Below are 25,348 nucleotides of genomic sequence, written 5' to 3'. Positions count from 1 at the left end.
CGTGACGAATCCGAATTGTTGTCCAGAGATTTCCGTCTTCCTCTGGCTTTTCGCCTCAACCACCCTCACTCTGGGTAGTGGACAAGAGAGTTGTTCACGAGGCCGCGCCGGAGGGCACGGCGGACGGACGGGGGCATCCATGGATGCGGTACGGCTCATCCTCGCGAGCAGGCGGGCCCTGGCGGCCGGCGCCGACGCGGGGGAGATGATGGCGGAGGTGTGGCAGGCGCAGGCCCTGGCACAGGCGATCGGGAGCCGCCTCGCGGTCTCCGGCCCGCCGGAGCTGCGCGGGGAGGCGCTCGGACTGACGGAACTGGCGGGCCGGGGCTGCGGCGTCCTGGATCCGCCCGAACTCGACCCCGGTGACCTGCGCGCCGCCCAGCTCACCGAGCTGGACGACGCCCGCGAGACCCTGCTCTGCCTCGGCGGCCTGCTCGGCGAGGTCGGCATGTCCCTGGTCGGCATGGCGAGCGCCGCCGTCGACGAGACGACGTACTGGCAGTGCATGGAGGCGATCGACGCGGCCGACGAGTCCCGCGACCGCGTCCTGGAGATGCTGCGCAAGCTGGCGGCGCGGGCTGCGCTGGTGCCCGAGGACGCCCAGGACACCCCCTTCGGCGTATGACCGCCGCCCGGTCCGCCTCCGGCGCCGGCTGCGGCCGTGTGCCGGTCACGGCCGGATGTACGGGCGGGTCATGACCTCCATGTTGTGGCCGTCCGGGTCGTCGAAGTAGGCGCCGCGACCGCCGAAGAGACGGTTGATCCGGCCGGGCTCCGTGCGGCGGGGGTCGGCGTAGTAGGTGACGCCGATCGTCTCGAGGCGGGTGATCACGGAGTCGAACTCCTCGTCGGGCACGAGGAACGCGTAGTGCTGCGACTGGATCGGTTCGTCGCGCTTCTCGTAGTAGTCGAGCGTGACGCCGTTGCCCAGGTCGACGGGCAGGAACGGGCCGAACGGGGCGCCGACCCCCACGCCCAGGACCGCCGCGAGGAACTCGGCCGACAGGTGACGGTCCGAGGCGTAGACGGCGGTGTGGTTCAGCTGGACGGTGGCCGGCGACGCGGATGCGTGAGGGCGCTGCTGATCATGTGACATGGGTGGATGTGTCTCCGGGTGCTGGATCCGCTGGGGAGCGCCGCGCGGGCGCGGGAAACGCAGACGGAGGAAACGGCGGGCCTCTCGCCCGCCTCGTGCTCACGCCGAGGCCGGGCGCCTCACTCGTGTATGGCCCATGGCCGACCCGGCAGTCACAGGGGCGACGCTATCAGGTCGGCGGAAGCCCCCCGAGGGGGGCCGCCGGCGGCGGGTTCCCGGGTACGGGCACGGGCCGGACCAACCGGCCGAGCGGCCCGGGTCCGTCCCGGCCCGGCGAGACCCCCGCCGGACGGGCGAGGTTTCGCGCGCCGGTTCCGGGCGGACGGATTTCACCCGTCCGGGGGCGGCCGTGCCGGGCGGTACCGGCGCAGCCGACGCGCCCGGCGCCGTGCAGGATAGGTGTATGGACCTGCGAATCTTCACCGAGCCCCAGCAAGGGGCCACCTACGACACCCTGCTCACCGTGGCGAAGGCCACCGAGGACCTCGGGTTCGACGCGTTCTTCCGCTCGGACCACTACCTGCGCATGGGCAACGCGGACGGCCTGCCCGGCCCCACCGACGCCTGGATCACGCTGGCCGGCCTGGCCCGCGAGACCAAGCGCATCCGTCTCGGCACGCTGATGACGGCCGGTACCTTCCGCCTGCCCGGCGTGCTCGCCATCCAGGTCGCCCAGGTCGACCAGATGTCCGGCGGACGCGTCGAACTGGGCCTCGGCGCGGGCTGGTTCGAGGAGGAGCACAAGGCGTACGGCATCCCGTTCCCGAAGGAGAAGTTCGCCCGGCTGGAGGAGCAGCTCGCGATCGTCACCGGGCTGTGGAAGACCGAGGTCGGCAAGACCTTCGACTTCCACGGCACGTACTACGACCTCACCGGGTCGCCGGCGCTGCCCAAGCCCGCGCAGGGCAAGGTGCCCGTGCTCATCGGCGGTCACGGCGCGACCCGTACGCCGCGGCTCGCCGCGCAGTACGCCGACGAGTTCAACATCCCGTTCGCCTCGGTCGAGGACAGCGAGCGGCAGTTCGGCAGGGTCCGGGCCGCCGCCGCGGAGGCCGGCCGGGGCGCGGACGACCTGGTGTACTCCAACGCGCTCGTCGTCTGCGTCGGCAAGGACGACCGGGAAGTGGCCCGGCGCGCCGCCGCGATCGGCCGTGAGGTGGACGAGCTGAAGGCCAACGGGCTGGCCGGCTCCCCGGCCGAGGTCGTCGACAAGATCGGCCGCTATGCCGAGATCGGCTCCCGCCGTATCTACCTCCAGGTACTGGACCTCGACGACCTGGACCACCTGGAGCTGATCTCCTCCCAGGTCCAGTCCCAGCTGCCGTAACCCACCCGCACGGCCGAACGTCGGGCCCCGCCCCCCCGGGGCGCGGCCCGATGCCGGGCCGAACGGCCCACCGGGGCTGCGTGACCCACACTCCCGGCCCGCCCGGCCCGGGGGCCCGGCCTCCGAGCCGGCGGCCCGGGCCCATGAGCCGCGGCCCCGATGGCCGGGTGCGGTAGCCGGTGCCGAGCCCGGTGGCCCGTTCCGCGGACCCGTCCGGCCTGTCCGGCACCCGCCCCCGGCCCGTCCGGGCCCGGCTCTCCCGGCCGCGCGGCCCGATCCCGCCCCCTCCCGCCGGAAGCGAGCGGCGGCAGGCCCCCACGTCCCCGCCCCCTCCCGCGCACCGGTGGCCACCCCGCCCCGTTGTGACGCGCCTGTGACCGCAGGTGTGGCCTCCGGCATGGTTTCGGGGGAGGGGGCCTGGTGGGATCGGGTGATGGACGATGACTCACCGCTCGGCATCCTGTTCGGACTGCTGCTGTTCCCGGCGCTGCTCGCGGTCCCCGTCTGGGGGGTCGCCGTCATCGCCAAGCTGCTGTCCGTGGCCCTGCCCGGCCGGCGCCCGGACTGGCGGCCGGACCTGCTGCGCTGGTCGGCGCGGATGGCGTTCCTGGCCGCCGTGGTCCTGTATCTGCTCGGCGCCGGAGGGGTCGCGCTGTCCGTGCACGAGTCGTCCTCCGGAGCCGACTCCACCCCGGCCCACGAGTGCCGCGACGACTTCCCGCCCGGCGTCCTCGTGGGCCAGACGGCCTCCTACGTGCCGCTCCGCTTCGACTGCGTCCTCGCCGACGGCAGCACCCACCCCAGCAGCCCCGCCCACCTCTGGCTCAACGTGGGCGTCGCCGGTCTGGCCCTGGCCGCCGCGGTCCTCAAGGTGTCGGCCTCGACGGCGTCCGGACGGTGGGCGGAGCGGGAACCTGCCGGCCCCGGCCCCGGGGCGGCAGACGCGCCCCGCCCCGGATGAGGGACAGCCGTTCCGGGACCGGCCGCTTCCGGGACCGGCCGCTTCCGGCGGCCGTCCCGCCCCGCCTGCCGTCAGCGCGTGAAGCCGTAGTCCAGGATCTTCGCCGCGTCCTTGAACCGCTCGTCCGCCGTGTCGGCCGCCAGCACCGTGCCCACGACCGTCTTGGTCCCGCGGGTGGCCGCGAACACCAGGCAGAACTTCGCCTCCGGCCCGGACCCGGTCTTCACCCCGAACGCGCCCCGGTAGGAACCGAGCAGCTTGTTGGAGTTGTTCCACGGGGTCATTGCGTGCGTGCCGCCACCGGGCCGGTACGACTTCATGTCGTCGTAGACCCTGGTGCCGACGACCTTCTTGAACGTCTTGTTCTTCAGCGCGGTCCCGGCCAGCTTGGCCAGATCGCGCGGCGAGGAGTAGTTCTTGCCGTTGGACACCCCGTCGAAGGAGTCGAAGTGGGTGTTCTTCAGGCCCAGTTCACGCGCCTTGTCGTTCATCTTGCCGATGAACGACCTGGTCCGCAGGGCCGTCGTGGACCCCGTGCCGTAGGTGTCCGCCAGCGCGTAGGCCGCGTCGCAGCCCGACGGCAGCATCAGGCCGTACAGCAGGTCGCCCACCGGCATCGAGTCGCCGAGGATCAGATTCGCGCTGGAGTAGCGCTGGGTGTGCGACACCGGGTCGATGACGTAGTCGGTGTACTCCTTCTTGATCTTCACCTTCTTCCCGAGGTCCACGTTCCGCTGCGACAGCACGACGAGCGCCGTCATGATCTTCGTGGTGGAGCCGGTCCGCAGCCGGGCGTCCGGCGCCTTGCCGAACAGCTGCTTGCCGCTCGCGGGGTTCATGGCGTACGCGCCCTGCGCCGACACCCGCGGCACCGCCGGGGCCGCGTGGGCGGGCGCGGTCGCGAGGGCGCCCGCGCCCAGCACGGCACCCGCCGTCATCGCGACGGCGGCACACCTGCGGGCGCGGGCCGTCCGTACGGGTCCGCGGTCCCGGATCGTCCGGTCGATGGTCATGGGTTCCCCCTGGTCTTCGGTCGATGGTCTTCCGGTCAATGGTCAGTTGACGGAGGATCACTTCATCAGCTCCCGGACCGGCGGGCCATAACGGATCTCACATGTCCCTCCCGGGAACTCCTGTGAACTCCCGTGAACCCCTGTGAACGCCACGTGCCGGAACTGTGGGCTCCGTCACAGCGCGCGGGATCCGCGGCTGGTCGTATGTCCCGGTGCGCAAACTCCTCCCTCTCGCTCTCACCGCCCTGCTCGCCGTGACGGCCTGTCAGTCCGGCGGTGACGGCGACGGCGCCGGCGACGACGCCCGCGACCTCAACACCATGGACTCGCTCCCGCTCCAGGCCTATCTGCCGGACCAGGAGTCCGGCGGCACGAAGGCCATCAACACGGCCCAGTGGATCCTGACCGGGCAGTGCATGCTGCGGCTCGGCTTCACCGGCTTCCAGACGTTCGACGTCAGGAGCGTCGAGTCCACCTACCCGGTGCCCAAGGGCATGTTCGTGAGCAGCAGCGAGGTCGGCGACGACACCCCGTACGGAGTGGACGACCCCGACCTGGCGGCCGAGTACGGCTACCACAGGCGGCCGCACGAGGAGCCCGCCGAGCACCCCCTGGAGTGGCCCGCCGACCAGTACGCGGCCCTCACCGGCCGCTTCGAGGCCGGCGACAGCCACCGGGCGCACGGCAACCCCGTCCCCGAGGGCGGCTGCCTGGGCGAGGCGAACCGGAAGCTCTACGGCTCCGGGCCCCAGAGGGCCGAGATCGGCGGGATACGGCTCACCGGCTACTACACGGTCGCCATGAAACTCTGGTCCGACGCGCGTGCGCGGGCCATGAAGGACCCCGCCTGGAAGAAGGCCGACCGCGCCTGGGCGGCCTGCATGAAGGACGCGGGCCTGCACTACCCCGACCCGGAGGAGGCGTCCACCGACAGCGACTGGTACAGCACCGACGGACCCTCGGCCAAGGAGAAGGAGACCGCCGCCGCCGACGCCCGCTGCAAGCTCGACACCGGCTACATCGAGGCCGTGCACGCCGTCGAGACCCGCGCGCAGAGGGCCGCCATCGACGAGAACGCGAAGGCGCTGGAGGGCCGGCGGACCGCCCAGGAACGGGCCCTCGCGAACGCCCGCAAGGTCATCGCCGAAGCCGCCTGACCCGGCCGGCGACCACCCCGGCCGCGCCGAAAACCGGTGGTGGGCGCGGGCCCCGGCCGGGGAGACTCGACCGCATGTTCGTGACGATCTCCACCACCGGCACGGCCGCGCGGCCGGCCACCGACCTCGGGTACCTGCTGCACAAGCACCCCGACAAGGCGCAGGCGTTCTCCACCTCCTACGGCACGGCGCACGTGTTCTACCCCGAGGCGGACGCCGAACGCTGCACGGCCGCGCTGCTGCTGGAGATCGATCCCGTCGCCCTGGTCCGCCGGGGCCGGGGCAAGGGCCGCGGCGGCGCACCCGACGCGGCCCTCGCCCAGTACGTCAACGACCGCCCGTACGCGGCCTCCTCGCTGCTCGCCGTGGCGCTGGCCAACGTCTTCTCCAGCGCCCTGCGCGGAGTCTCGGCCGCCCGGCCCGAGCGGGCCGCCGCCCCGCTGCCGCTGCGCGTCGAGATCCCCGCGCTGCCCGCCCGCGGCGGCCCGGACCTCGTACGGCGGCTCTTCACACCGCTCGGCTGGACGGTCACCGCCGACCCGGTCCCGCTCGACACCGCGTTCCCGCAGTGGGGCGACTCGCGGTACGTCCGGCTGCTGCTGGAGTCCGAGCGGGTCACCCTCGCCGAGGCGCTGCGCCACCTGTACGTCCTGCTGCCGGTGCTCGACGACGCCAAGCACTACTGGGTCTCCGCCGACGAGGTCGACAAGCTGCTGCGGGCCGGCGAGGGCTGGCTGGCCGGACACCCGGAGCAGCAGCTCATCACCAACCGCTACCTCTCGCGCCGCTGGTCGCTGACCCGTCAGGCGAGGGAGCGGCTGGAGCTGGTGCGGCTCGCGGAGGCCGACGACAGCGAGGTCGAGGACATCGACAACGCGGTGGCGGACGAGACCGGGACCGAGGAGAGGCCCACCCCGCTCGCCGTGCTCCGGCGCGAGGCCGTCCTCGCCGCCCTGGACACCTCCGGCGCCGCCCGGGTCCTCGACCTCGGCTGCGGCCAGGGCCAGTTGGCGCAGGCGCTGCTCAAGGACGCGCGGTACACCGAGATCGTCGGCGTCGACGTCTCGCAGCGCGCCCTCGCCCTCGCCGCCCGCCGGCTGAAGCTGGACCGCATGGGTGAGCGGCAGGCGGCACGCGTGAAGTTGCTCCAGGGCTCCCTCGCCTACACCGACCGCCGGCTCAAGGGGTACGACGCCGCCGTGCTCAGCGAGGTCGTCGAGCACGTCGACCCGCCCCGGCTGCCGGCCCTGGAGTACGCCGTGTTCGGGCACGCGCGCCCCCGCACGGTCGTCGTGACCACCCCGAACGTCGAGTACAACGTCCGCTGGGAGAGCCTGCCCGCCGGCCACGTCCGGCACGGCGACCACCGCTTCGAGTGGACCCGCGAGGAGTTCCGCGCCTGGGCCACGGCCGTGGCCGAACGGCACGGCTACGAGGTGGCGTTCACACCCGTCGGCCCGGACGACCCCGAGGTGGGCCCGCCCACCCAGATGGCCACATTCACGATCACGACCGAGAGGGAGGCGAAGGCGGCATGACCGAGGCACGGCACAAGGGGCGGGTACTGCCCGTCACCGACCTCTCCCTCGTGGTGCTCGTCGGCGCCTCCGGCTCCGGCAAGTCCACGTTCGCCCGGCGGCACTTCAAGCCCACCGAGGTGATCTCCTCCGACTTCTGCCGCGGCCTGGTCAGCGACGACGAGAACGACCAGAGCGCGACCGGCGACGCCTTCGACGTCCTGCACTACATCGCCGGCAAACGGCTGGCCGCCGGCCGCCGCACCGTGGTGGACGCCACCAGCGTGCAGCAGGACAGCCGGCGCCGGCTGGTCGAGCTGGCGAGGGAGCACGACGTACTGCCCATCGCCATCGTCCTGGACCTGCCGGAGGAGGTGTGCGCCGAGCGGAACGCGGCCCGCGCCGACCGGGCGGACATGCCCCGCCGGGTCGTCCAGCGGCACATCCGCGAACTGCGCCGCTCCCTCAGGCACCTGGAGCGCGAGGGCTTCCGCAAGGTGCACGTACTGCGCGGCGCCGAGGAGGTGGAGCACGCCACCGTCGTCACCGAGAAGCGCTACAACGACCTCACCCACCTCACCGGCCCGTTCGACATCATCGGCGACGTCCACGGCTGCTCCGCCGAACTGGAGGCGCTGCTCGCCAAGCTGGGCTACGCCGACGGGACGCACCCCGAGGGCCGTACCGCCGTGTTCGTCGGCGACCTGGTCGACCGCGGCCCGGACAGCCCCGGCGTGCTGCGCCGCGTGATGCAGATGGTGCACTCGGGCAACGCCCTGTGCGTCCCCGGCAACCACGAGAACAAGTACGGCCGGCACCTCAAGGGCCGCAAGGTCCGGCACACCCACGGGCTCGCCGAGACGATCGCGCAGATGGACGGCGAGAGCGAGGAGTTCAAGGCCGAGGTCCGGCGCTTCCTCGACGGCTTGGTCAGCCACTACGTCCTGGACGGCGGCCGGCTCGTCGTCTGCCACGCCGGCCTGCCCGAGAAGTACCACGGCCGCACCTCCGGCCGGGTCCGCTCGCACGCCCTGTACGGCGACACCACCGGCGAGACCGACGAGTTCGGGCTGCCGGTGCGCTACCCGTGGGCGGAGGACTACCGGGGCCGGGCCGCCGTGGTCTACGGCCACACCCCGGTACCGGAGGCCACCTGGCTGAACAACACCATCTGCCTGGACACCGGCGCCGTCTTCGGCGGCAAGCTCACCGCGCTGCGCTGGCCGGAGCGCGAGCTGGTCGACGTACCGGCCGAACGGGTCTGGTACGCGCCGGCCCGGCCGCTCGCCACCGAGGCGCCCGGCGGGCAGGACGGCCGGCCGCTGGACCTGGCGGACGTGCACGGCCGGCGGGCCGTGGAGACCCGGCACGCGGGCCGGGTGGCCGTCCGCGAGGAGAACGCGGCGGCGGCCCTGGAGGTCATGAGCCGCTTCGCGATCGACCCGCGGCTGCTGCCGTACCTCCCGCCGACCATGGCCCCGACGGCCACCTCGCGGATCGAGGGCTACCTGGAGCACCCGCAGGAGGCGTTCGCGCAGTACGCGCGGGACGGGGTCGCGCGCGTGGTGTGCGAGGAGAAGCACATGGGCTCCCGGGCGGTGGCCCTGGTGTGCCGGGACGCGGACACGGCCCGGCGGCGGTTCGGCGTGGAAGGACCCACCGGGTCCCTCTACACCCGGACCGGACGGCCGTTCTTCGACGACGGGCACACCACCGAGGAGATCCTCGGCCGGCTGCGCACGGCGGTCACCGACGCCGGACTCTGGGACGAGCTGGACACGGACTGGCTGCTGCTGGACGCCGAGCTGATGCCGTGGTCGCTGAAGGCCGCCGGGCTGCTGCGCGGCCAGTACGCGGCCGTGGGCGCCGCCGCCGGTGCCGTGTTCCCGGGCGCGCTCGCCGCCCTGGAGGCGGCGGCCGGGCGCGGGGCCGACGTGGGCGCGCTGCTCGACCGGCAGCGGGAACGCGCCGCCGACGCGGCCGCGTTCACCGCCGCCTACCGCCGCTACTGCTGGCCCACCGAGGGCCTGGACGGGGTCCGGCTGGCCCCCTTCCAGTTGCTCGCCGTCCAGGGCCGCAGCCTCGCCGCGCTCCCGCACGACGAACAGCTGGCCCTCATCGACCGGCTCGTGGAGTACGACGGCACCGGGCTGCTGCACACCACCCGGCGGCTGTACGTCGACACCGGCGACGCGGAGTCGGTGCGCGCGGGCGTCGACTGGTGGCTGGAGATGACCGGCCGGGGCGGCGAGGGCATGGTCGTCAAACCGCTCGGCGCGCTGGTGCGCGGACCGGACGGGCGGCTGGTGCAGCCCGGCGTCAAGTGCCGGGGCCGCGAGTACCTGCGGATCATCTACGGTCCGGAGTACACCCGCCCCGACCGGCTCGACCGGCTGCGGCAGCGGTTCCTGAACCACAAGCGCTCGCTGGCCCTGCGCGAGTACGCCCTCGGCCTGGAGGCCCTGGACCGGCTGGCCGGCGGGGAACCGCTGTGGCGGGTGCACGAGGCGGTGTTCGGGGTGCTGGCGCTGGAGTCGGAGCCGGTGGACCCGCGGCTGTAGGCGCCGCCGCGCCCTGGTGCCGCACCGGGCCGTGCGGCACCGGGGCGCGCACACCCGCAGGGGAGCGACGGGCCCGGAGATCGGGAGGGCCGTGGTCCGCGAGGACCGGGGCGGCCCCCCTGTCGCCCGCCGGTCCCTGGGGGAACGACCGACGGCCGGCCGGGCGGCCGCGTCTTCTCCGTCGCCCCGTACGTCACCCCGGCCGGGACCCGGCCCGGCCCGGCCCGGCCGAGGGAGTGCACGGTCGGCCGGGACCGACGGGGCGGCCTTTCTGTCGCCCGCCGGTCCCGGGGGAACGACCGACGGCCGGCCGGGCGGCCGCGTCTTCTCCGTCGCCCCGTACGTCACCCCGGCCGGGACCCGGCCCGGCCCGGCCGAGGGAGTGCACGGTCGGCCGGGACCGACGGGGCGGCCTCCCTGTCGCCCGCCGGTCCCTGGGGGAACGACCGCCGGCCGACCGGGCGGCCGCGTCTTCTCTGTCGCCCAGACCGGGACCCGGCCCGGCCCAGCCGAGGGAGTGCACGGCCGGCCGGGGCCGACGGGGTGGCCCCCCTGTCGCCCGCCGGTCCCTGGGGGAACGACCGCCGGCCGGCCGGGCGGCCGCGTCTTCTCCGTCGCCCCGTACGTCACCCCGGCCGGGACCCGGCCCGGCCCGGCCGAGGGAGTGCACGGCCGGCCGGGACGTTCGCCTCGGCACGGCCCCGGCCGTGCGTCGGTACGCCTCGTCCCGGGCCGCCCCGGGCCGCGCGGCACCTCCCCGCGCCCGCCGGCACCCCGGTCCGGGGCCCCGCCCCGCCGGAAACCGCCGGGCAGGGGATGAAGGGCGCCCCCGGCGGTCAGGATGGAACCATGGGATTCCACGTCGACTCCGAGGCCGGGCGGCTGCGCCGCGTCATCCTGCACCGGCCCGACCTAGAGCTCAAAAGGCTCACCCCCAGCAACAAGGACGCCCTGCTCTTCGACGACGTGCTGTGGGTGCGCCGGGCGCGCGCCGAGCACGACGGGTTCGCCGACGTCCTGCGCGACCGGGGGGTCGAGGTCCACCTCTTCGGCGACCTGCTCGCCGAGACCCTGGCGCTCCCCGAGGCCCGCGCGCTGGTCCTGGACCGGGTCTTCGACGAGAAGGAGTACGGCCCCCTCGCCACCGGCCACCTGCGCGCCTCGTTCGACCGGATGACCCCGGCCGAGCTGGCCGAGGCCCTGGTCGGCGGCATGACCAAGCGGGAGTACCTGGCCGGCCACGAGGAACCCACCTCCGTGCGCTTCCACGTCATGGAGCTGGACGACTTCCTGCTGCGCCCGCTGCCCAACCACCTCTTCACCCGCGACACCTCGGCCTGGATCTACGACGGCGTCTCCATCAACGCCATGCGCTGGCCCGCCCGGCAGCGCGAGACCGTGCACTTCGAGGCGATCTACCGCCACCACCCGCTGTTCCGGGACGAGACCTTCCACGTCTGGTCCCGGGGCCAGGCCGACTACCCCTCCACCATCGAGGGCGGCGACGTGCTGGTGATCGGCAACGGCGCCGTGCTGATCGGGATGAGCGAGCGGACCACCCCGCAGGCCGTGGAGATGCTGGCGCACAAGCTGTTCGCGGCCGGTTCTGCGCGCACCATCGTCGCGCTCGACCTGCCGAAGCGGCGCGCCTTCATGCACCTGGACACGGTGATGACCATGGTCGACGGCGACACCTTCACCCAGTACGCCGGCCTCGGCATGCTCCGCTCCTACACCATCGAGCCCGGCGTCGGCGAACGGGAGCTGAAGGTCACCGACCATCCGCCGGAGCACATGCACCGGGCGATCGCCGCCGCGCTCGGCCTCGGCGAGATCCGGGTGCTGACCGCCACGCAGGACGTGCACGCCGCCGAACGCGAGCAGTGGGACGACGGCTGCAACGTGCTCGCCGTCGAGCCCGGGGTCGTGGTCGCCTACGAGCGGAACGTGACCACCAACACGCACCTGCGCAAGCAGGGCATCGAGGTGATCGAGATCCCGGGCAGCGAGCTGGGCCGGGGCCGGGGCGGCCCCCGGTGCATGAGCTGTCCCGTCCAGCGAGACGCCGTATAGAAATGTGAAGGATCGTATAGACTTCCATAGTCCCCTGCAGTCATACCCCTGGAGCGCCCCCATGGCGACAGTCCCGACCGCCCTCGCCGGCCGCCACTTCCTCAAGGAGCTGGACTTCACCGCCGCGGAGTTCCGCGGCCTGGTCGAGCTGGCCGCCGAGCTGAAGGCCGCCAAGAAGGCCGGGACCGAGACCCCGTACCTGCGCGGCCGGAACATCGCGCTGATCTTCGAGAAGACCTCGACGCGCACCCGCTGCGCGTTCGAGGTGGCCGCCGCCGACCAGGGCGCCCACACCACCTACCTGGAGCCCTCCGGGTCGCAGATCGGGCACAAGGAGTCGGTGCGGGACACCGCCCGGGTGCTGGGCCGGATGTACGACGCCATCGAGTACCGGGGCGACAGCCAGGCCAAGGTGGAGGAGCTGGCCGCGTACGCCGGCGTGCCGGTCTACAACGGCCTCACCGACGACTGGCACCCCACGCAGATGCTCGCCGACGTGCTCACCATGACCGAGCACTGCGCCAAGCCGCTCGACGGGACCTCCTTCGCCTACCTCGGCGACGCCCGCTTCAACATGGGCAACTCCTACCTGGTCACCGGCGCCCTGCTCGGCATGGACGTACGGATCGTCGCCCCGAAGTCCTACTGGCCGGCCCAGGACGTCCTCGACCGCGCCCGCGCGCTCGCCGACTCCAGCGGGGCGCGGATCACCCTCACCGAGGACATCGCCGAAGGGGTCCGGGGCACCGACTTCGTCGCCACCGACGTCTGGGTGTCCATGGGCGAGCCCAAGGAGGTGTGGGCCGAGCGGATCGCGGCCCTCGCCCCCTACGCGGTGACCATGGACGTCCTGCGCGCCACCGGCAACCCGGACGTACGGTTCCTGCACTGCCTGCCGGCCTTCCACGACCTCGGCACCGCGGTGGGACAGCAGATCCACGACGCCTACGGTCTCGACTCGCTGGAGGTGACGGACGAGGTCTTCGAGTCCGCCCACTCCGTGGTCTTCGACGAGGCGGAGAACCGGCTGCACACCATCAAGGCGGTGCTGGTCGCCACACTCGCCCGGGAAACCCTTGCCTGACCGTCCTCACCAGGCCTTATCCTGACCGGCGGCCCGGAACCACCCCTTCCGGCGCCGCCGCCGCGGCCCACCACGGCCGCCCGCACCACCAGAATCGAGCACCACCCGCATGCCCGCTCCCCGTATCAAGTCCCCGCGGCTGCTCGTCGCCGAATCCGGCGCCGACCGCGAGGGGCACGGCCTGAAGCGCACCATGGGCCTCTTCCAGCTCATCTGCTTCGGCGTCGGAGCCATCGTCGGCACCGGCATCTTCGTCGGCCTGTCCGACTCGGTCGCCCAGGCCGGTCCGGCCGTCGTCGTCTCCTTCGTCCTCGCGGCCCTCACCTGCGTCTTCACCGCCTTCTCCTTCGCCGAGCTGGGCGGCGCGATCCCGGTCTCGGGCTCCTCGTACTCCTTCGCCTACGCCGGCCTCGGCGAGTCCACCGCCTTCCTCGTCGGCTGGTGCCTGCTGCTGGAGTACGGCGTGTCCATCTCCGCCGTGGCGGTCGGCTGGAGCCAGTACGTCAACGAGCTGCTGCACAGCCTCACCGGCCTCCAGCTCCCGGACGCCCTGTCCGCGGGCCCCGGGGACGGCGGCGTGGTCAACCTGCCGGCCGTGATCGTCATCGCCATGGCCTCGGTGCTGCTGGTGCGCGGGGTGCGGGAGAGCGCCCGGGCGACCGCCGCCATGGCCGCGGTGAAGCTCGCCATCCTGCTCGCCTTCTGCGCCGTCGGCTACAGCGCCTTCAAGGACGGCAACCTCACCCCGTTCTCCCCGGCCGGCCTCGGCGGCATCGGCGCGGGCACCACCGCGGCGTTCTTCTCCTACATCGGCTTCGACGCGATCACCACCGCCGGCGAGGAGGCGAAGAACCCGCGCCGGCACATCCCCGTCGCGATCATGGTCTGCATGGGCATCGTGACCCTGCTGTACTGCGCGGTCGCGCTCGCCGCGATCGGCGCCATCGGCGGCGACCAGGTCGCCGGCCGCCCCGCCGCCCTGTCCTACGTCGTCAACGAGGTCACCGGCTCGGCCGTCGGCGGCGGCGTCATCGCCTTCGGCGCGGTCGTCGCCATCGCCTCCGTGGTCCTCGCCGTGATGTACGGCCAGACCCGCATCCTGATGTCGATGTCCCGGGACGGTCTGATCCCGCGCGTCTTCGAGAAGGTCAGCCCGCGCACCTCCACCCCGGTCGCCGGCACGCTGATCGTCGCCGTCGTCTTCGCGCTCCCGGCGGCCTTCGCCTCCCTCGACGCCGTGATGAACCTGTGCACCATCGGCACCCTCGCCATCATGGCCGCCGTCAACATCACGGTGATGGCCCTGCGCCGCCGCGAACCGGGCCTCGACCGCAGCTTCCGGGTCCCGCTGTACCCGGTGGCCCCGCTGCTCGGCATCGCCTTCTGCCTGTACCTGATGTGGGAGACCGGCTGGCGGACCTGGATCCAGTTCGCCGTGTTCCTCGCGGTGGGCCTCGCGGTCTACGCCGCCTACGGCCGCCGGCACTCCACGCTCGCGGCGGCGCCGGCCGAGGTCACGCCGGCCGCGGCCGAGCGGGAACCACAGGCAGTCTGAACCACACCGCCTTGCCCGACGGGGTGGGGCGGTGACCGCAGGCGGAACTGAGGGCGCGGATCAGCAGCAGCCCGCGCCCGCCCTCCTGCCACACGTCGGGCTCCTCGATCACCGGCCGGGTCAGATGGCCGGGCGGCGCCGGGTCCGGGTCGTGCACCTCCACCCGGCAGTCGGTCGGCCGCAGCTCCACCACCAGCTCTATCGGGCCGCGCCCGGCGGTGTGCTCCACCGCGTTGGCCACCAGCTCGGCGGTCAGCAGCTCCGCCGTGTCGCAGTCGGTCACGTGCTCCCCCTCGGTGAGGGCCGAGCGCACCAGGGCACGCGCCACCGGCACCGCCGCCGCGGTGTGCGGCAGCGCGATGCGCCAGGAGGCCGATTCGGCGGGGGGTTCGTGCACGGCGAGTCCTTCATGGAGCAGGCTGTCCTGCTGTACGACTCCAGGCATGGTACGGGCCCCGCCGCGTCCGGCCGTCGCCGGGCCGGTCGCTCCGGACGATTGTGTCGCGCCCTCGTGACGACAGTCACAAAGCGGTGATAACTTCGAGGGACAGCAACGTACGGCGCCGTCGCCCAGGGAGGCCGCACGTCATGAGTCCCTTCACCGGCTCGGCCGCCCGCACGGCCGACTGGGAGCACCTGCGGGTGCGGATCGCCGACCAGGTCGCCACCGTCACCCTCGCCCGCCCCGAGAAACTCAACGCCCTCACCTTCGGCGCCTACGCCGACCTGCGCGACCTGCTCGCCGAGCTGTCGCGGGAGCGCGCGGCAAGGGCCCTGGTGCTCGCCGGGGAGGGCCGCGGCTTCTGCTCCGGCGGCGACGTGGACGAGATCATCGGCGCCACCCTCGCCATGGACACCGCCCGGCTGCTCGACTTCAACCGGATGACCGGGCAGGTGGTGCGGGCGATCCGCGAGTGCCCCTTCCCGGTGGTCGCCGCGGTGCACGGCGTGGCGGCCGGCGCCGGCGCGGTCCTCGCCCTGGCGGCGGACTTCCGGGTCGCCGACCCCTCGGCCCGGTTCGCGTTCCTCTTCACCCGGGTCGGCCTGTCCGGCGGCGACATGGGCGCGGCCTATCTGCTGCCCCGGGTCGTCGGCCTCGGCCACGCCACCCGCCTGCTCATGCTGGGCGACCCGGTACGGGCCCCCGAGGCCGAGCGGATCGGCCTGATCAGCGAGCTGGCCGAGGAGGGCCGGGCCGACGAGGCCGCCGCCGCCCTCGCCCGGCGCCTGGCCGACGGTCCGGCCCTGGCCCACGCCCAGACCAAGGCCCTGCTCACGGCCGAACTGGACATGCCCCTGGCGGCCTCGGTCGAACTGGACGCCGCCACCCAGGCCCTGCTGATGACGGGCGAGGACTACGCGGAGTTCCACACGGCCTTCACGGAGAAGCGCGCGCCGAAGTGGCGGGGGAGGTGATCGCGCATGCCGGCCACGGACGACCCGCGCCCGCCGACGGCGCACCGCCCCCTGCGCGTGGCGGTCATCGGCGGCGGCCCCGGCGGGCTGTACGCCGCGGCCCTCCTCAAACGCCTGGACCCGGCCCGTGACATCACCGTCTGGGAGCGCAACGCCCCCGACGAGACCTTCGGCTTCGGGGTGGTCCTCTCCGACGAGACGCTCGGCGGCATAGAACACGCCGACCCCGTCGTCCACGAGGCGTTGCGGCGGGAACTCGTCCGCTGGGACGACATCGACATCGTGCACCGGGGCACACACCACCGCTCCGGCGGCCACGGCTTCGCCGCGCTCGGCCGCCACCGGCTCCTGCGGATCCTGCACCAGCGCTGCCACTCGCTCGGGGTACGGATCCACTTCCGCGCCGAGGCCCCCCACCCGGACACCCTCCGCGCCGAGTACGACCTGGTCGTCGCCGCCGACGGCGTGCACAGCACCACCCGCGAGACGTACGCGCAGGTGTTCCGCCCCCAGGTGACCGCACACCGCTGCCGCTACATCTGGCTCGCCGCCGACTTCGCCTTCGACGCCTTCCGCTTCGAGATCGCCGAGACCGAGCACGGCGTGACCCAGCTGCACGGCTACCCCTACGCCCGCCCGTCTCCCGGCCACCATCCCTCGACGGGGTCCTCCGGGGCGCAGGGTCGATCCGGCGCCTCCACGGTGATCATCGAGATGCGCGAGGAGGTCTGGCGGGCCGCGGGGTACGGCGGACTCACCCCGCGCGAGTCCGCCGAACGCTGCGCCAAGCTCTTCTCCGACGCCCTGGGCGGCCGTCCGCTGCGCGCCGGGAACTCCGTCTGGACCACCTTCCGCACGGTCGTCAACGACCGCTGGTCGCACGGCAACGTGGTCCTCCTCGGCGACGCCGCGCACACCGCGCACTTCTCCATCGGCTCCGGCACCAAGCTCGCCGTCGAGGACGCCCTCGCCCTCGCCGCCTGCCTGGCGGAGCGGCCGGACGTACCGGGCGCGCTCGCGGCCTACGAGGAGGAGCGCAGGCCCGTCGTCGCCTCCACCCAGCGGGCCGCCCGGGCCAGCCTGGAGTGGTTCGAGAACCTGCGGCTGTACGTGCGCCAGCCGCCCCGCCGGTTCGCCTTCAACCTGCTCACCCGCTCCCGCCGCGTCACCCACGGCAACCTGCGGGTGCGCGACGCCCGCTTCACCGATTCCGTGGAGCGCGACTTCGGCTGCCCGCCCGGCACACCCCCGATGTTCACCCCGTTCCGGCTGCGCGGCCTGACCCTGCGCAACCGGGTCGTGGTGTCGCCGATGGACCTGTACTCGGCCGCCGAGGGCGTCCCCGGCGACCTCCACCTCGTCCACCTGGGCGCCCGCGCCCTCGGCGGGGCCGGCCTGGTGATGACCGAGATGGTGTGCGTCAGCCCGGAGGGCCGCATCACCCCCGGCTGCACCGGCCTCTACACCGGACGGCAGGCCGAGGCGTGGCGGCGCGTCACCGACTTCGTGCACCGCCAGTCCCCGGGCACCGCGATCGGCGTCCAGCTCGGGCACTCCGGGCGCAAGGGGTCCACGAAGCGGATGTGGGAGGGCATGGACGAGCCGTTGCCCACCGGCAACTGGCCGGTCGTCGCCGCGTCCCCGCTGCCGTACCGGCCGGGCGGCCAGATACCGCGCGAGCTGTCCCGGGCCCAGCTCACCGACATCCGCGAGCAGTTCACCGCGGCCGCCTGGCGGGCCGCCCGGGCCGGGTTCGACCTGCTCGAACTGCACTGCGCCCACGGCTATCTGCTCTCCGGCTTCCTCTCCCCGCTGACCAACCTCCGCACCGACGCCTACGGCGGTTCCCCCGAGCGGCGCCTGCGCTTCCCGCTGGAGGTCTTCGACGCCGTCCGCGGGGTGTGGCCGGCCGAGCGGCCGATGACCGTCCGGATCTCGGCCACCGACTGGGCCGACGGCGGGACGAGCGCGGAGGACGCCGTGGAGATCGCCCGTGCCTTCGCCGCGCACGGCGCCGACGCCATCGACGTCTCCACCGGACAGGTGGTGGCCCAGGAGAGGCCGGAGTTCGGGCGGTCGTACCAGACGCCGTTCGCCGACCGGATCCGGCACGAGGTCCGCGTCCCCGTCATCGCGGTCGGCGCGATCTCCTCCTGGGACGACGTCAACTCGCTGATCCTGGCGGGCCGCGCGGACCTGTGCGCCCTGGCCCGCCCGCACCTGTACGACCCGCACTGGACCCTGCACGCGGCGGCCGAACAGGGTTACGAGGGTCCCGGCGCCCCCTGGCCCGCCCCCTACCGCGCGGGCAGCCGCCCTCCGCGCACCGGCCGCACCGACGCGCCGAAACCCCGCCTCTCCCTGGAGAGCTGAGGAGTCCCCGCAGCCCTCACAGTCCCGCGAACCGCGCCCCCGCGTCCCGCAGGCGTTCGTGCAGGCCCCGGAAGACCTCCGCCGAGCGGACACCGGGCCAGTCGGGCGGGAGCAGCCGGGTGGGCAGGCCCGGATCGGTGTAGGGCAGGTGGCGCCAGGAGTCGAGGGCGAGGAGGTAGTCGTGGTAGGCCGCCTCCGGCGGGGTGTCGGAGCGGCGGGACCAGGCCCGCAGCACCGGCGCGTGCCGGTCCAGGAAGCGTTCGTGCTCCTTGGCGATCGCGGCCAGGTCCCACCAGCGGGCCACCGCCTCGGCCGTGGGCGCGAAGCCCAGGTGCTCACCCCGGAAGAAGTCCACGTACGCGTCCAGCCGCAGCCGGCGCAGGGTGTGCTCCGCCTCCTCGTACAGCCGGGCCGGGGCGATCCACACCCCCGGCGCCGCGGTGCCGAAGCCCAGACCGGCCAGCCGGGAGCGCAGCACGTGCCGCTTCTGCCGCTCCGACTCGGGGACCGAGAACACCGCGAGCACCCAGCCCTCGTCCGCCACGGGGCTGTCCGCGTAGATCCGCCGGTCGCCGTCGTCCATCAACTGGCGGGCCTCGGGGGACAGTTCGTACCCGGCGGCGCCGGACTCCGTGCGGGCCGGCAGCAGCAGACCGCGCCGCTTGAGCCGGGACACCGAGGAACGTACGGAGGGGGCGTCCACACCCACGGCGGCCAGGAGCCGGATCAGCTCGGCGACGGGCACCGGGCCGGGCATGGAGCGGCCGTACGCGCCGTAGAGCGTGACGATGAGGGACCTGGGGGCGTGCTGCTCGGACACGTTGATCATTTTAGGTCGTCGGCATCACTGCTGGTCACCTTCGGTGCGCAGCCGGAACCGCTGCACCTTGCCGGTGGCCGTGCGGGGCAGCGCGTCGAGGAAGACGAACGCGCGCGGACATTTGTAGGGCGCCAGCTCGGCGGTGAGGAACGCGCGCAGCGCCTCCGGGTCCCGCCGGGCGCCGGGGCGCAGCACCGTGTAGGCGACGGCCACCTGGCCGCGGTCCTCGTCGGGGCGGCCGACGACCGCCGCCTCGGCCACGTCGGGATGGCGCAGCAGCGCCTCCTCCACCTCCGGTCCCGCGATCTTGTACCCGGCGGAGACGATCATGTCGTCGGCGCGGGCCACGTACCGGAAGTGGCCGCTGCGCTCGCGGACACAGGTGTCGCCGGTGACGTTCCAGCCGCCGCGCACGTACTCCCGCTGCCGCGGGTCGGCGAGGTAGCGGCAGCCGACCGGGCCGCGCACGGCCAGCAGCCCGGGCACGCCGTCGGGCACGGGCCGGCCGTCGGCGTCCTGGACGCGGGCCTGCCAGCCGGGCACCGGCAGGCCCGTGGTGCCGGGCCGGACGTGCTCGTCGGCGGCGGACAGGAAGATGTGCAGCAGCTCGGTGGCGCCCATGCCGTTGATCAGGCGCAGGCCCGTGCGCTCGTACCAGGCGCGCCAGGTGGCCGCCGGCAGGTTCTCGCCGGCCGACACACAGCGTCTGAGGGAGGAGAGGTCGTGGCCGTCCAGGTCCCGCAGCATCGCCCGGTAGGCGGTCGGCGCGGTGAACAGCACGGAGACGCGGTGCGCGGCGACGGCGGGCAGCAGCTGCCGGGGGCCCGCCTGTTCGAGCAGGAGGCTGCTGGCGCCGGCGCGCATCGGGAAGACCAGCAGTCCGCCGAGGCCGAAGGTGAAGCCGAGCGGGGGACTGCCGGCGAAGACATCGTCCTCATGGGGGCGCACCACGTGCCGGGAGAACGTGTCGGCTGCCGCCAGCACGTCCCGGTGGAAGTGCACGCACCCTTTCGGGCGACCCGTGGTGCCCGAGGTGAACGCGATCAGCGCGACGTCGTCGCAGGCGGTGTCCACCGCCGGATAGGGGGCGGCGGGGGCCGGGCGGCGCAACAGGTCGTCGGGGCCGTCACCGCCGTACGTCGTGACGCGCAGCCCCGGTACGGCGGCCCTCGTCAGGTCCTCCACCGACCGGGCGTCGCACAGCGCGTGCCCGACCCGCGCGATCGCGCACAGGGCCGCCAGCTCCTGCGGGCGCTGCCGGGCCAGCACGGTGACCGCGACCGCGCCCGCCTTCAGCACGGCCAGCCAGCAGGCGGCCAGCCACGGAGTGGTGGGGCCGCGCAGCAGCACCCGGTTGCCGGGGACCACGCCCAGCGCGCCGGTGAGCAGATGCGCGATCCGGTCGACGCGGGCGCGCAGTTCGCCGTAGGTCCAGGCGGGGCCGGCGGGAGTGCGGAACACCGGGCGGGACGCCTCGGCGTGGTCCAGCAGCTCCGCGGCGCAGTTCAGCCGGGCCGGATAGCGCAGTTCCGGCAGGTCGAACCGCAGCTCGGGCCATTCGTGCGGCGGGGGCAGATGGTCGCGGGCGAACGTGTCGACATGGGCCGAGCGGTGCATGGCGGTGCGCCCCCTTGCCGTGACGGAGGTCCGGGCCGGCCGCCCGAACGGGCTTCCTGGTGGGCTCGCGCCTTGAGCGTATCGCCTTGGTGACGGCAGTCAACGGTACGCGATACCGTCGAGGGGGGACGGGCGAGGGCGCCGGGACCCGCCCCGGAGGGAGGAACGGCCGTGTCCGCATTCGCACTCGCGCCGGAGCAGGCCGCCTGGTGCGCCGAGCTGCGCGCGCTGGCCGCCGGGCGGCTGCGCCCGCTCGCCGGCCGGGGCACGCCCGGCCGCGTCGACCGGGCGCTGCTCGCCGAACTCGGCCGGCTCGGCCTGCTCGCCCGGCTCTTCGATTCCGGGGCGCTGGACCTGTGCCTGATGCGCGAGTCCCTCGCGCAGGGCTGCACCGAGGCCGAGACCGCCCTCGCCCTCCAGGGCCTCGGCGCGCATCCGGTGCACGCCCACGGCACCCCGGCCCAGCGGGAGCGCTGGCTGCCCCGGGTGGCCGACGGCAGCGCGGTCGCCGCCTTCGCGCTCAGCGAGCCCGGCGCCGGGTCGGACGCCGCGGCGCTGTCCCTGGCCGCCGAGCCCGACGGCGACGGCTGGCGGCTCACCGGCGCCAAGTGCTGGATCTCCAACGCCCCCGAGGCCGACTTCTACACCGTCTTCGCCCGCACCACACCCGGCGCCGGGGCCCGCGGAGTGACCGCCTTCCTCGTCCCCGCCGACCGGCCCGGGCTCACCGGCCGCCCGCTGGAGATGCTCGCGCCGCACCCCGTCGGCGCCCTGGACTTCGACGCCGTCCCCGTCACCGCCGCCGACCTGCTCGGCGCGGCGGACCGCGGCTTCGCCGTCGCCATGGGCACCCTCAACCTCTTCCGCCCCAGCGTCGGCGCCTTCGCGGTCGGCATGGCCCAGGCCGCGCTGGACGCGACCGTGGAGCACACCGGCCGGCGCGAGGCGTTCGGCGGCACCCTGCGCGACCTCCAGGCCGTGTCCCACCAGGTCGCCGAGATGGCCCTGCGCACCGAGGCCGCCCGGCTGATGGTGTACGCGGCGGCCGCGGCGTACGACGCGGGGGCCGCCGGCGTGCCCCGGCGGGCCGCGATGGCCAAGCTGCTCGCCACCGAGACCGCGCAGTACGTCGTCGACACCGCCGTCCAGCTGCACGGCGCCTGCGCCCTGCGCCGCGGCCACCTCCTGGAACACCTGTACCGCGAGGTGCGCGCGCCGCGCATCTACGAGGGGGCCAGCGAGGTCCAACGGGGCATCATCGCCAAGGAGTTGTACGCCACGGCGGCAAAGGCGGCGCGGTGACGGCCGAGCGCGTCAACCCGCCCGGGCTGTCCCCGCCCACCGGCTTCAGCCACGCCGTCGTCGCCACCGGCTCCCGCGTGGTGTTCCTGGCCGGCCAGACCGCCCTCGACGCCGACGGCAAGATCACCGGGCAGACGCTGCCCGAGCAGTTCGGCAGGGCCCTCGGCAACCTCCTCGCCGCCCTGCACGCGGCCGGCGGCACCCCCGCCGACCTGGCCCGGGTCACCGTCTACGCCACGGACCTCGCCGCCTACCGCGCCCACGCGCCCGAACTGGGGCGGATCTGGCGGCGGTCGGCGGGGCGCGACTACCCGGCGATGGCCGTCGTCCAGGTCGTACGGCTGTGGGACGAGCGGGCGCTGGTGGAGCTGGACGGCTTCGCCGTGCTGCCCTGACCCCCGGGACCGCCGCCCGCCCCGCACAACCGTCAGGAGCACGGACGCGCCACCGTAGGGGTGACGGTCACGCCCGCCGGCCCGGCCGCCCGGTACCAGTGGAAGCCTTCAGCCCCTGGAAACCGGGAGGTACCCCATGCCCGTCCGCCGTTCCCTGTGCGCCGCCCTCGGCGCCGCGGCCCTGCTGTGCGCCGCCGCGGGCCCGACCGCCGCCGCCCCCGGCGAGTACATCACCGTCGACCCGACCGGCCGGATCGCGGCCGACGGCACGGTCACGCTGTCCGGCAGCTACCGCTGCACCGGCGCCACCGGCCCGGCGTTCATCGGCTCCTCGGCCGGCCAGGGCGACACCGTGCGCCGCCAGGGCATCGGCGGCGGCGCCGCGCGCTGCGACGGCGCCGAGCACCGCTGGCAGAACTCCGGCAAGCCCTACGGGCAGACGGCGAAGCCGGGAGCGGCGCGGGTGGAGGCCACCGTCGTGGAGCTGCGTCCCTCGGGCATCGTCCTGCTGCCGGTCTTCCACGCCGCGACGGACCGGGACGTCACGCTCGTCCAGGGCTGACCCGCGCTCTTCGCCGGGTCAGCGCCCGTCCCCCTCCGGCGGGGCCGCCCTGCGCCTCACCACCGTGCCGCCCGGCCGGCGCAGGGCGGCGACGAACTTGTAGCGGGAGCCGCGGTAGACCGAGCGCACCCATTCCACCGGGGTGCCCTCCGCGTCCCGCGAGTGCCGGGACAGCAGCAGCATCGGCAGCCCCACGTCGGTGGCCAGCAGCTGCGCCTCGCGCGGGGTGGACAGCGAGGTCTCGATGGTCTCGTCGGCCTCGGCCAGATGGACGCCGTAGACCTCGGCGAGCGCCGTGTACAGCGACGGGTAGGTGGCCAGGGAGCCGCGCAGGCCGGGGAAGCGCCGCACGGACAGATGGGTGGTCTCGATGGCCATCGGGTCGCCGCTGGCCAGCCGCAGCCGCTCGATGCGCAGCACCCGTTCGCCGATCCCGATGCCGAGCAGGCCGGCCAGCTGCTCGTCGGCCGGCACCTCCCCGATGTCCAGCACCTGCGAGGCCGGGGTGAGGCCCTGGGCGCGCATGTCCTCGGTGTGCGAGGTGAGCTGGAGCGTGCGGTACAGCTTGGGCTGGCTGACGAAGGTGCCCTTGCCCTGGATCCGGTCGAGCCGGCCCTCGCCGACGAGTTCCTGCAGGGCCTGGCGCACAGTGGTCCGGGAGGTGTCGAACCGGACCGCCAGCAGCCGTTCGGCGGGCATGGCCGAACCGGGTTGCAGTGCTTCGGCCATCGTCAGGAGCTGCTGCTTGATCCGGTAGTACTTCGGCACCCGCGCGGTGCGGCCGGACGCCCCCCGGTGCGGATGGGCGCTGCTGACGTCGGTGGTCATGCCTGCCTTCCCGGCTGTGTCGATGGGCTCCCGTTATAGCGACCAACTCCCGTATGGTCTAGTCCAACTCGACGGGCCGGGCGAAACGGACGGAACGCGGAGGGACGCACTCCGGTGACTTTCTCGTAACGGCCCGGACCGGCTTCCCGAACCACCCTTGACACTCCAAAAGGTCTAGGCCAAGCTCCACCGTACTGGTCTACACCATTAGTGACCAGGTCCCGAGCCCTACGTGCAACAGCGTCGTACGCAGGTCACCGCCGAGGGCGTGGGGGGTTAGAAGCATCCCTGAGGAGGGTGGCGTGAAGCGCAAGCTTGCGGCCGCGATCGTGATCGCGGGCATGATGGTCTCCGTGTCGGCGTGCGGAGGGGACGACGGCGACGAGGGCAAGAAGGCGGGACCGGACAGCTTCAAGGGCGAGACGCTCACCGTCTGGGCGATGGACGGCTCCACGCCGGACCAGTGGGTCACGGACGTCTCCGCCGCGTTCGAGAAGAAGACCGGCGCCAAGGTGAAGTTCGAGACGCAGAAGTGGGACGGGATCCAGCAGAAGATCACCACCGCCCTCTCCGAGTCCACCCCGCCGGACGTGATCGAGGTCGGCAACACCCAGACCCCGGCCTACGCGGCCACCGGCGGTCTCGCCGAGCTGGACGACCTGAAGAAGGAGATCGGCACCGACTGGACGCCGGCGCTCTCCGAGTCCTCCGTCTACGACGGCAAGCAGTACGCCGCGCCCTGGTTCTTCACCAGCCGCGTGGTCATCTACAACAAGAAGATCTGGGCCGAGGCCGGCATCAAGGACATCCCCAAGACCCGGGACGAGTTCTTCAAGGACCTCGAGACCATCGGCAAGAAGACCAAGGCCGAGCCGATCTACATGCCCGGCCAGAACTGGTACTTCTTCGACGGCCTGACCATCGGCCAGGGCGCCGACCTGGTGAAGAAGCAGGGTGACAAGTACGTCTCCAACCTCGGTGACCCCAAGGTCGCCAAGGCCATGGAGATCTACAAGAAGTACGCCTCCTACTCCAAGGCCCCCAAGGACAAGGACGAGGCCACCCCGCAGCAGGGCGAGGTGTTCGCCAACGGCAAGACCGGCGCCTTCATCGGCATGGGCTGGGAGGCCGCCACGGCGGTCGCCGCCAACAAGGACATCGAGAAGGACCTCGGTTACTTCCCGATCCCCGGTGAGACCGCGGCCAAGCCCGAGAGCGTCTTCCTCGGCGGCTCCAACCTCGCCGTCGCCGCGGGCAGCAAGAAGCAGGAGCTGGCCAAGGAGTTCCTGAAGATCGCCCTGTCCGACCAGTACGAGGGCGAACTGGCCAAGCTCAACGGCGTCATCCCGAACAAGAAGGCGCTGGAGTCCAACCTGAAGGGCAACCTCGTCGCCGAGGCCATCGCCCCGGGCGCCGCGGTCGGCGGCACCACCCCGCTGATCCCCGCATGGGGCGCGGTGGAGAACAACCCCAACCCGATCAAGTCCTACATGACGTCCGTGCTGAACGGTAAGTCCCCGGCGGAGGCCGCCAAGCAGGTCGAGGGCGAGATCAACAAGCGCCTGGCCCAGGAGAACTGATCACCGTGCCGGGGGGGGCGCGAGCCGGGGCCCCCCGCCCCCAACCCTGCCCTGTCACCGGGACAGCCCGTGGTTTTCTTGCCGCCACAAAAAAGATAGCAACACACGTCC

21 protein-coding genes are annotated in these 25,348 nt (G+C 73.5%); 15 read left to right on the top strand and 6 right to left on the bottom strand.

Features of this window, described 5'->3' with window-relative positions; translation table 11 throughout:
- Positions 1 to 139 precede the first annotated feature (139 nt).
- Entirely contained in the window at positions 140 to 625 is a 486-nt protein-coding gene (locus ACZ63H_RS26830; RefSeq protein WP_469869213.1) for a DUF6099 family protein, read from the top strand.
- 45 nt (positions 626 to 670) lie between these two features.
- Here ACZ63H_RS26830 and ACZ63H_RS26825 read toward each other — a convergent pair whose 3' ends face one another.
- Positions 671 to 1,096 carry a VOC family protein gene (locus ACZ63H_RS26825; protein ID WP_469869211.1) on the bottom strand — a complete coding sequence of 142 codons (426 nt, stop codon included), beginning with the start codon at positions 1,094 to 1,096 and terminating at the stop codon, positions 671 to 673.
- Positions 1,097 to 1,499: 403 nt separating this feature from the next.
- On the opposite strand from ACZ63H_RS26825, the gene ACZ63H_RS26820 reads away from it, so the two are divergent.
- Both ACZ63H_RS26820 and ACZ63H_RS26815 read left to right on the top strand, forming a co-directional pair.
- Entirely contained in the window at positions 1,500 to 2,423 is a 924-nt protein-coding gene (locus ACZ63H_RS26820) for an LLM class F420-dependent oxidoreductase (RefSeq protein ID WP_469869209.1), read from the top strand.
- Positions 2,424 to 2,856: 433 nt separating this feature from the next.
- Positions 2,857 to 3,384 carry a hypothetical protein gene (locus ACZ63H_RS26815; protein WP_469869207.1) on the top strand — a complete coding sequence of 176 codons (528 nt, stop codon included), beginning with the start codon at positions 2,857 to 2,859 and terminating at the stop codon, positions 3,382 to 3,384.
- Between the two features lie 71 nt (positions 3,385 to 3,455).
- Here ACZ63H_RS26815 and ACZ63H_RS26810 read toward each other — a convergent pair whose 3' ends face one another.
- The gene (locus ACZ63H_RS26810) at positions 3,456 to 4,397 is read right to left on the bottom strand and encodes a D-alanyl-D-alanine carboxypeptidase family protein (RefSeq protein WP_469869205.1); all 942 of its coding nucleotides are present in this window, start codon (positions 4,395 to 4,397) and stop codon (positions 3,456 to 3,458) included.
- Positions 4,398 to 4,609: 212 nt separating this feature from the next.
- Here ACZ63H_RS26810 and ACZ63H_RS26805 point away from each other — a divergent pair, with 212 nt between their 5' ends.
- The 6 genes from ACZ63H_RS26805 (at position 4,610) to ACZ63H_RS26780 (ending at position 14,344) form a co-directional block, all read left to right on the top strand.
- Complete coding sequence (locus ACZ63H_RS26805; RefSeq protein WP_469869203.1) at positions 4,610 to 5,554, top strand: hypothetical protein; 945 nt, start codon at positions 4,610 to 4,612, stop codon at positions 5,552 to 5,554.
- A gap of 74 nt (positions 5,555 to 5,628) precedes the next feature.
- Positions 5,629 to 7,092, top strand: a complete 1,464-nt coding sequence (locus ACZ63H_RS26800; protein ID WP_469869201.1) for a 3' terminal RNA ribose 2'-O-methyltransferase Hen1 — start codon at positions 5,629 to 5,631, stop codon at positions 7,090 to 7,092.
- On the top strand, positions 7,089 to 9,632 hold the full coding sequence (locus ACZ63H_RS26795; protein WP_469869199.1) for a polynucleotide kinase-phosphatase: 2,544 nt from the start codon (positions 7,089 to 7,091) through the stop codon (positions 9,630 to 9,632). The genes ACZ63H_RS26800 and ACZ63H_RS26795 overlap by 4 nt, the downstream gene beginning before the upstream one ends.
- An 849-nt stretch (positions 9,633 to 10,481) precedes the next feature.
- A complete protein-coding gene (locus ACZ63H_RS26790; protein WP_469869197.1) occupies positions 10,482 to 11,705 on the top strand; it encodes an arginine deiminase in 1,224 nt (407 codons plus the stop codon).
- 61 nt (positions 11,706 to 11,766) lie between these two features.
- Complete coding sequence (argF, locus tag ACZ63H_RS26785) at positions 11,767 to 12,789, top strand: ornithine carbamoyltransferase (RefSeq protein ID WP_469869195.1); 1,023 nt, start codon at positions 11,767 to 11,769, stop codon at positions 12,787 to 12,789.
- Positions 12,790 to 12,898: 109 nt separating this feature from the next.
- Complete coding sequence (locus ACZ63H_RS26780; RefSeq protein WP_469869193.1) at positions 12,899 to 14,344, top strand: amino acid permease; 1,446 nt, start codon at positions 12,899 to 12,901, stop codon at positions 14,342 to 14,344.
- Here the strand turns inward: ACZ63H_RS26780 and ACZ63H_RS26775 are convergent.
- Positions 14,304 to 14,789 carry an ATP-binding protein gene (locus ACZ63H_RS26775; protein WP_469869191.1) on the bottom strand — a complete coding sequence of 162 codons (486 nt, stop codon included), beginning with the start codon at positions 14,787 to 14,789 and terminating at the stop codon, positions 14,304 to 14,306. The genes ACZ63H_RS26780 and ACZ63H_RS26775 overlap by 41 nt on opposite strands.
- 143 nt (positions 14,790 to 14,932) lie before the next feature.
- Here ACZ63H_RS26775 and ACZ63H_RS26770 point away from each other — a divergent pair, with 143 nt between their 5' ends.
- Complete coding sequence (locus ACZ63H_RS26770; protein WP_469869189.1) at positions 14,933 to 15,760, top strand: enoyl-CoA hydratase family protein; 828 nt, start codon at positions 14,933 to 14,935, stop codon at positions 15,758 to 15,760.
- Between the two features lie 6 nt (positions 15,761 to 15,766).
- On the top strand, positions 15,767 to 18,133 hold the full coding sequence (locus ACZ63H_RS26765) for a bifunctional salicylyl-CoA 5-hydroxylase/oxidoreductase (RefSeq protein WP_469869187.1): 2,367 nt from the start codon (positions 15,767 to 15,769) through the stop codon (positions 18,131 to 18,133).
- A gap of 16 nt (positions 18,134 to 18,149) precedes the next feature.
- Here ACZ63H_RS26765 and ACZ63H_RS26760 read toward each other — a convergent pair whose 3' ends face one another.
- Both ACZ63H_RS26760 and ACZ63H_RS26755 read right to left on the bottom strand, forming a co-directional pair.
- Positions 18,150 to 18,962 (bottom strand): PaaX family transcriptional regulator, encoded by an 813-nt coding sequence (locus ACZ63H_RS26760; RefSeq protein WP_469869185.1) that lies wholly within the window; start codon positions 18,960 to 18,962, stop codon positions 18,150 to 18,152.
- 15 nt (positions 18,963 to 18,977) lie between these two features.
- Positions 18,978 to 20,570, bottom strand: coding sequence for an AMP-binding protein (locus tag ACZ63H_RS26755; protein WP_469869183.1), 1,593 nt, complete (start codon positions 20,568 to 20,570; stop codon positions 18,978 to 18,980).
- Positions 20,571 to 20,741: 171 nt separating this feature from the next.
- Here ACZ63H_RS26755 and ACZ63H_RS26750 point away from each other — a divergent pair, with 171 nt between their 5' ends.
- The 3 genes from ACZ63H_RS26750 to ACZ63H_RS26740 all read left to right on the top strand — a co-directional run bounded on the left by ACZ63H_RS26750 (position 20,742) and on the right by ACZ63H_RS26740 (position 22,829).
- The gene (locus ACZ63H_RS26750; protein ID WP_469869181.1) at positions 20,742 to 21,872 is read left to right on the top strand and encodes an acyl-CoA dehydrogenase family protein; all 1,131 of its coding nucleotides are present in this window, start codon (positions 20,742 to 20,744) and stop codon (positions 21,870 to 21,872) included.
- The gene (locus ACZ63H_RS26745; RefSeq protein ID WP_469869179.1) at positions 21,869 to 22,267 is read left to right on the top strand and encodes a RidA family protein; all 399 of its coding nucleotides are present in this window, start codon (positions 21,869 to 21,871) and stop codon (positions 22,265 to 22,267) included. The genes ACZ63H_RS26750 and ACZ63H_RS26745 overlap by 4 nt, the downstream gene beginning before the upstream one ends.
- A 136-nt stretch (positions 22,268 to 22,403) precedes the next feature.
- The gene (locus ACZ63H_RS26740; protein WP_469869177.1) at positions 22,404 to 22,829 is read left to right on the top strand and encodes a DUF6299 family protein; all 426 of its coding nucleotides are present in this window, start codon (positions 22,404 to 22,406) and stop codon (positions 22,827 to 22,829) included.
- Between the two features lie 18 nt (positions 22,830 to 22,847).
- Here ACZ63H_RS26740 and ACZ63H_RS26735 read toward each other — a convergent pair whose 3' ends face one another.
- On the bottom strand, positions 22,848 to 23,657 hold the full coding sequence (locus ACZ63H_RS26735; RefSeq protein WP_469869175.1) for a GntR family transcriptional regulator: 810 nt from the start codon (positions 23,655 to 23,657) through the stop codon (positions 22,848 to 22,850).
- Between the two features lie 302 nt (positions 23,658 to 23,959).
- Between ACZ63H_RS26735 and ACZ63H_RS26730 the strand changes: the two genes are divergently transcribed.
- Positions 23,960 to 25,237, top strand: a complete 1,278-nt coding sequence (locus ACZ63H_RS26730) for an extracellular solute-binding protein (RefSeq protein ID WP_469869173.1) — start codon at positions 23,960 to 23,962, stop codon at positions 25,235 to 25,237.
- Positions 25,238 to 25,348 lie beyond the last annotated feature (111 nt).

Source organism: Streptomyces sp. NPDC104831, assembly GCF_055583025.1.
The sequence above is the reverse complement of the archived record's forward strand: the minus strand, read 5'-3'. Positions and strand labels throughout refer to the sequence as shown.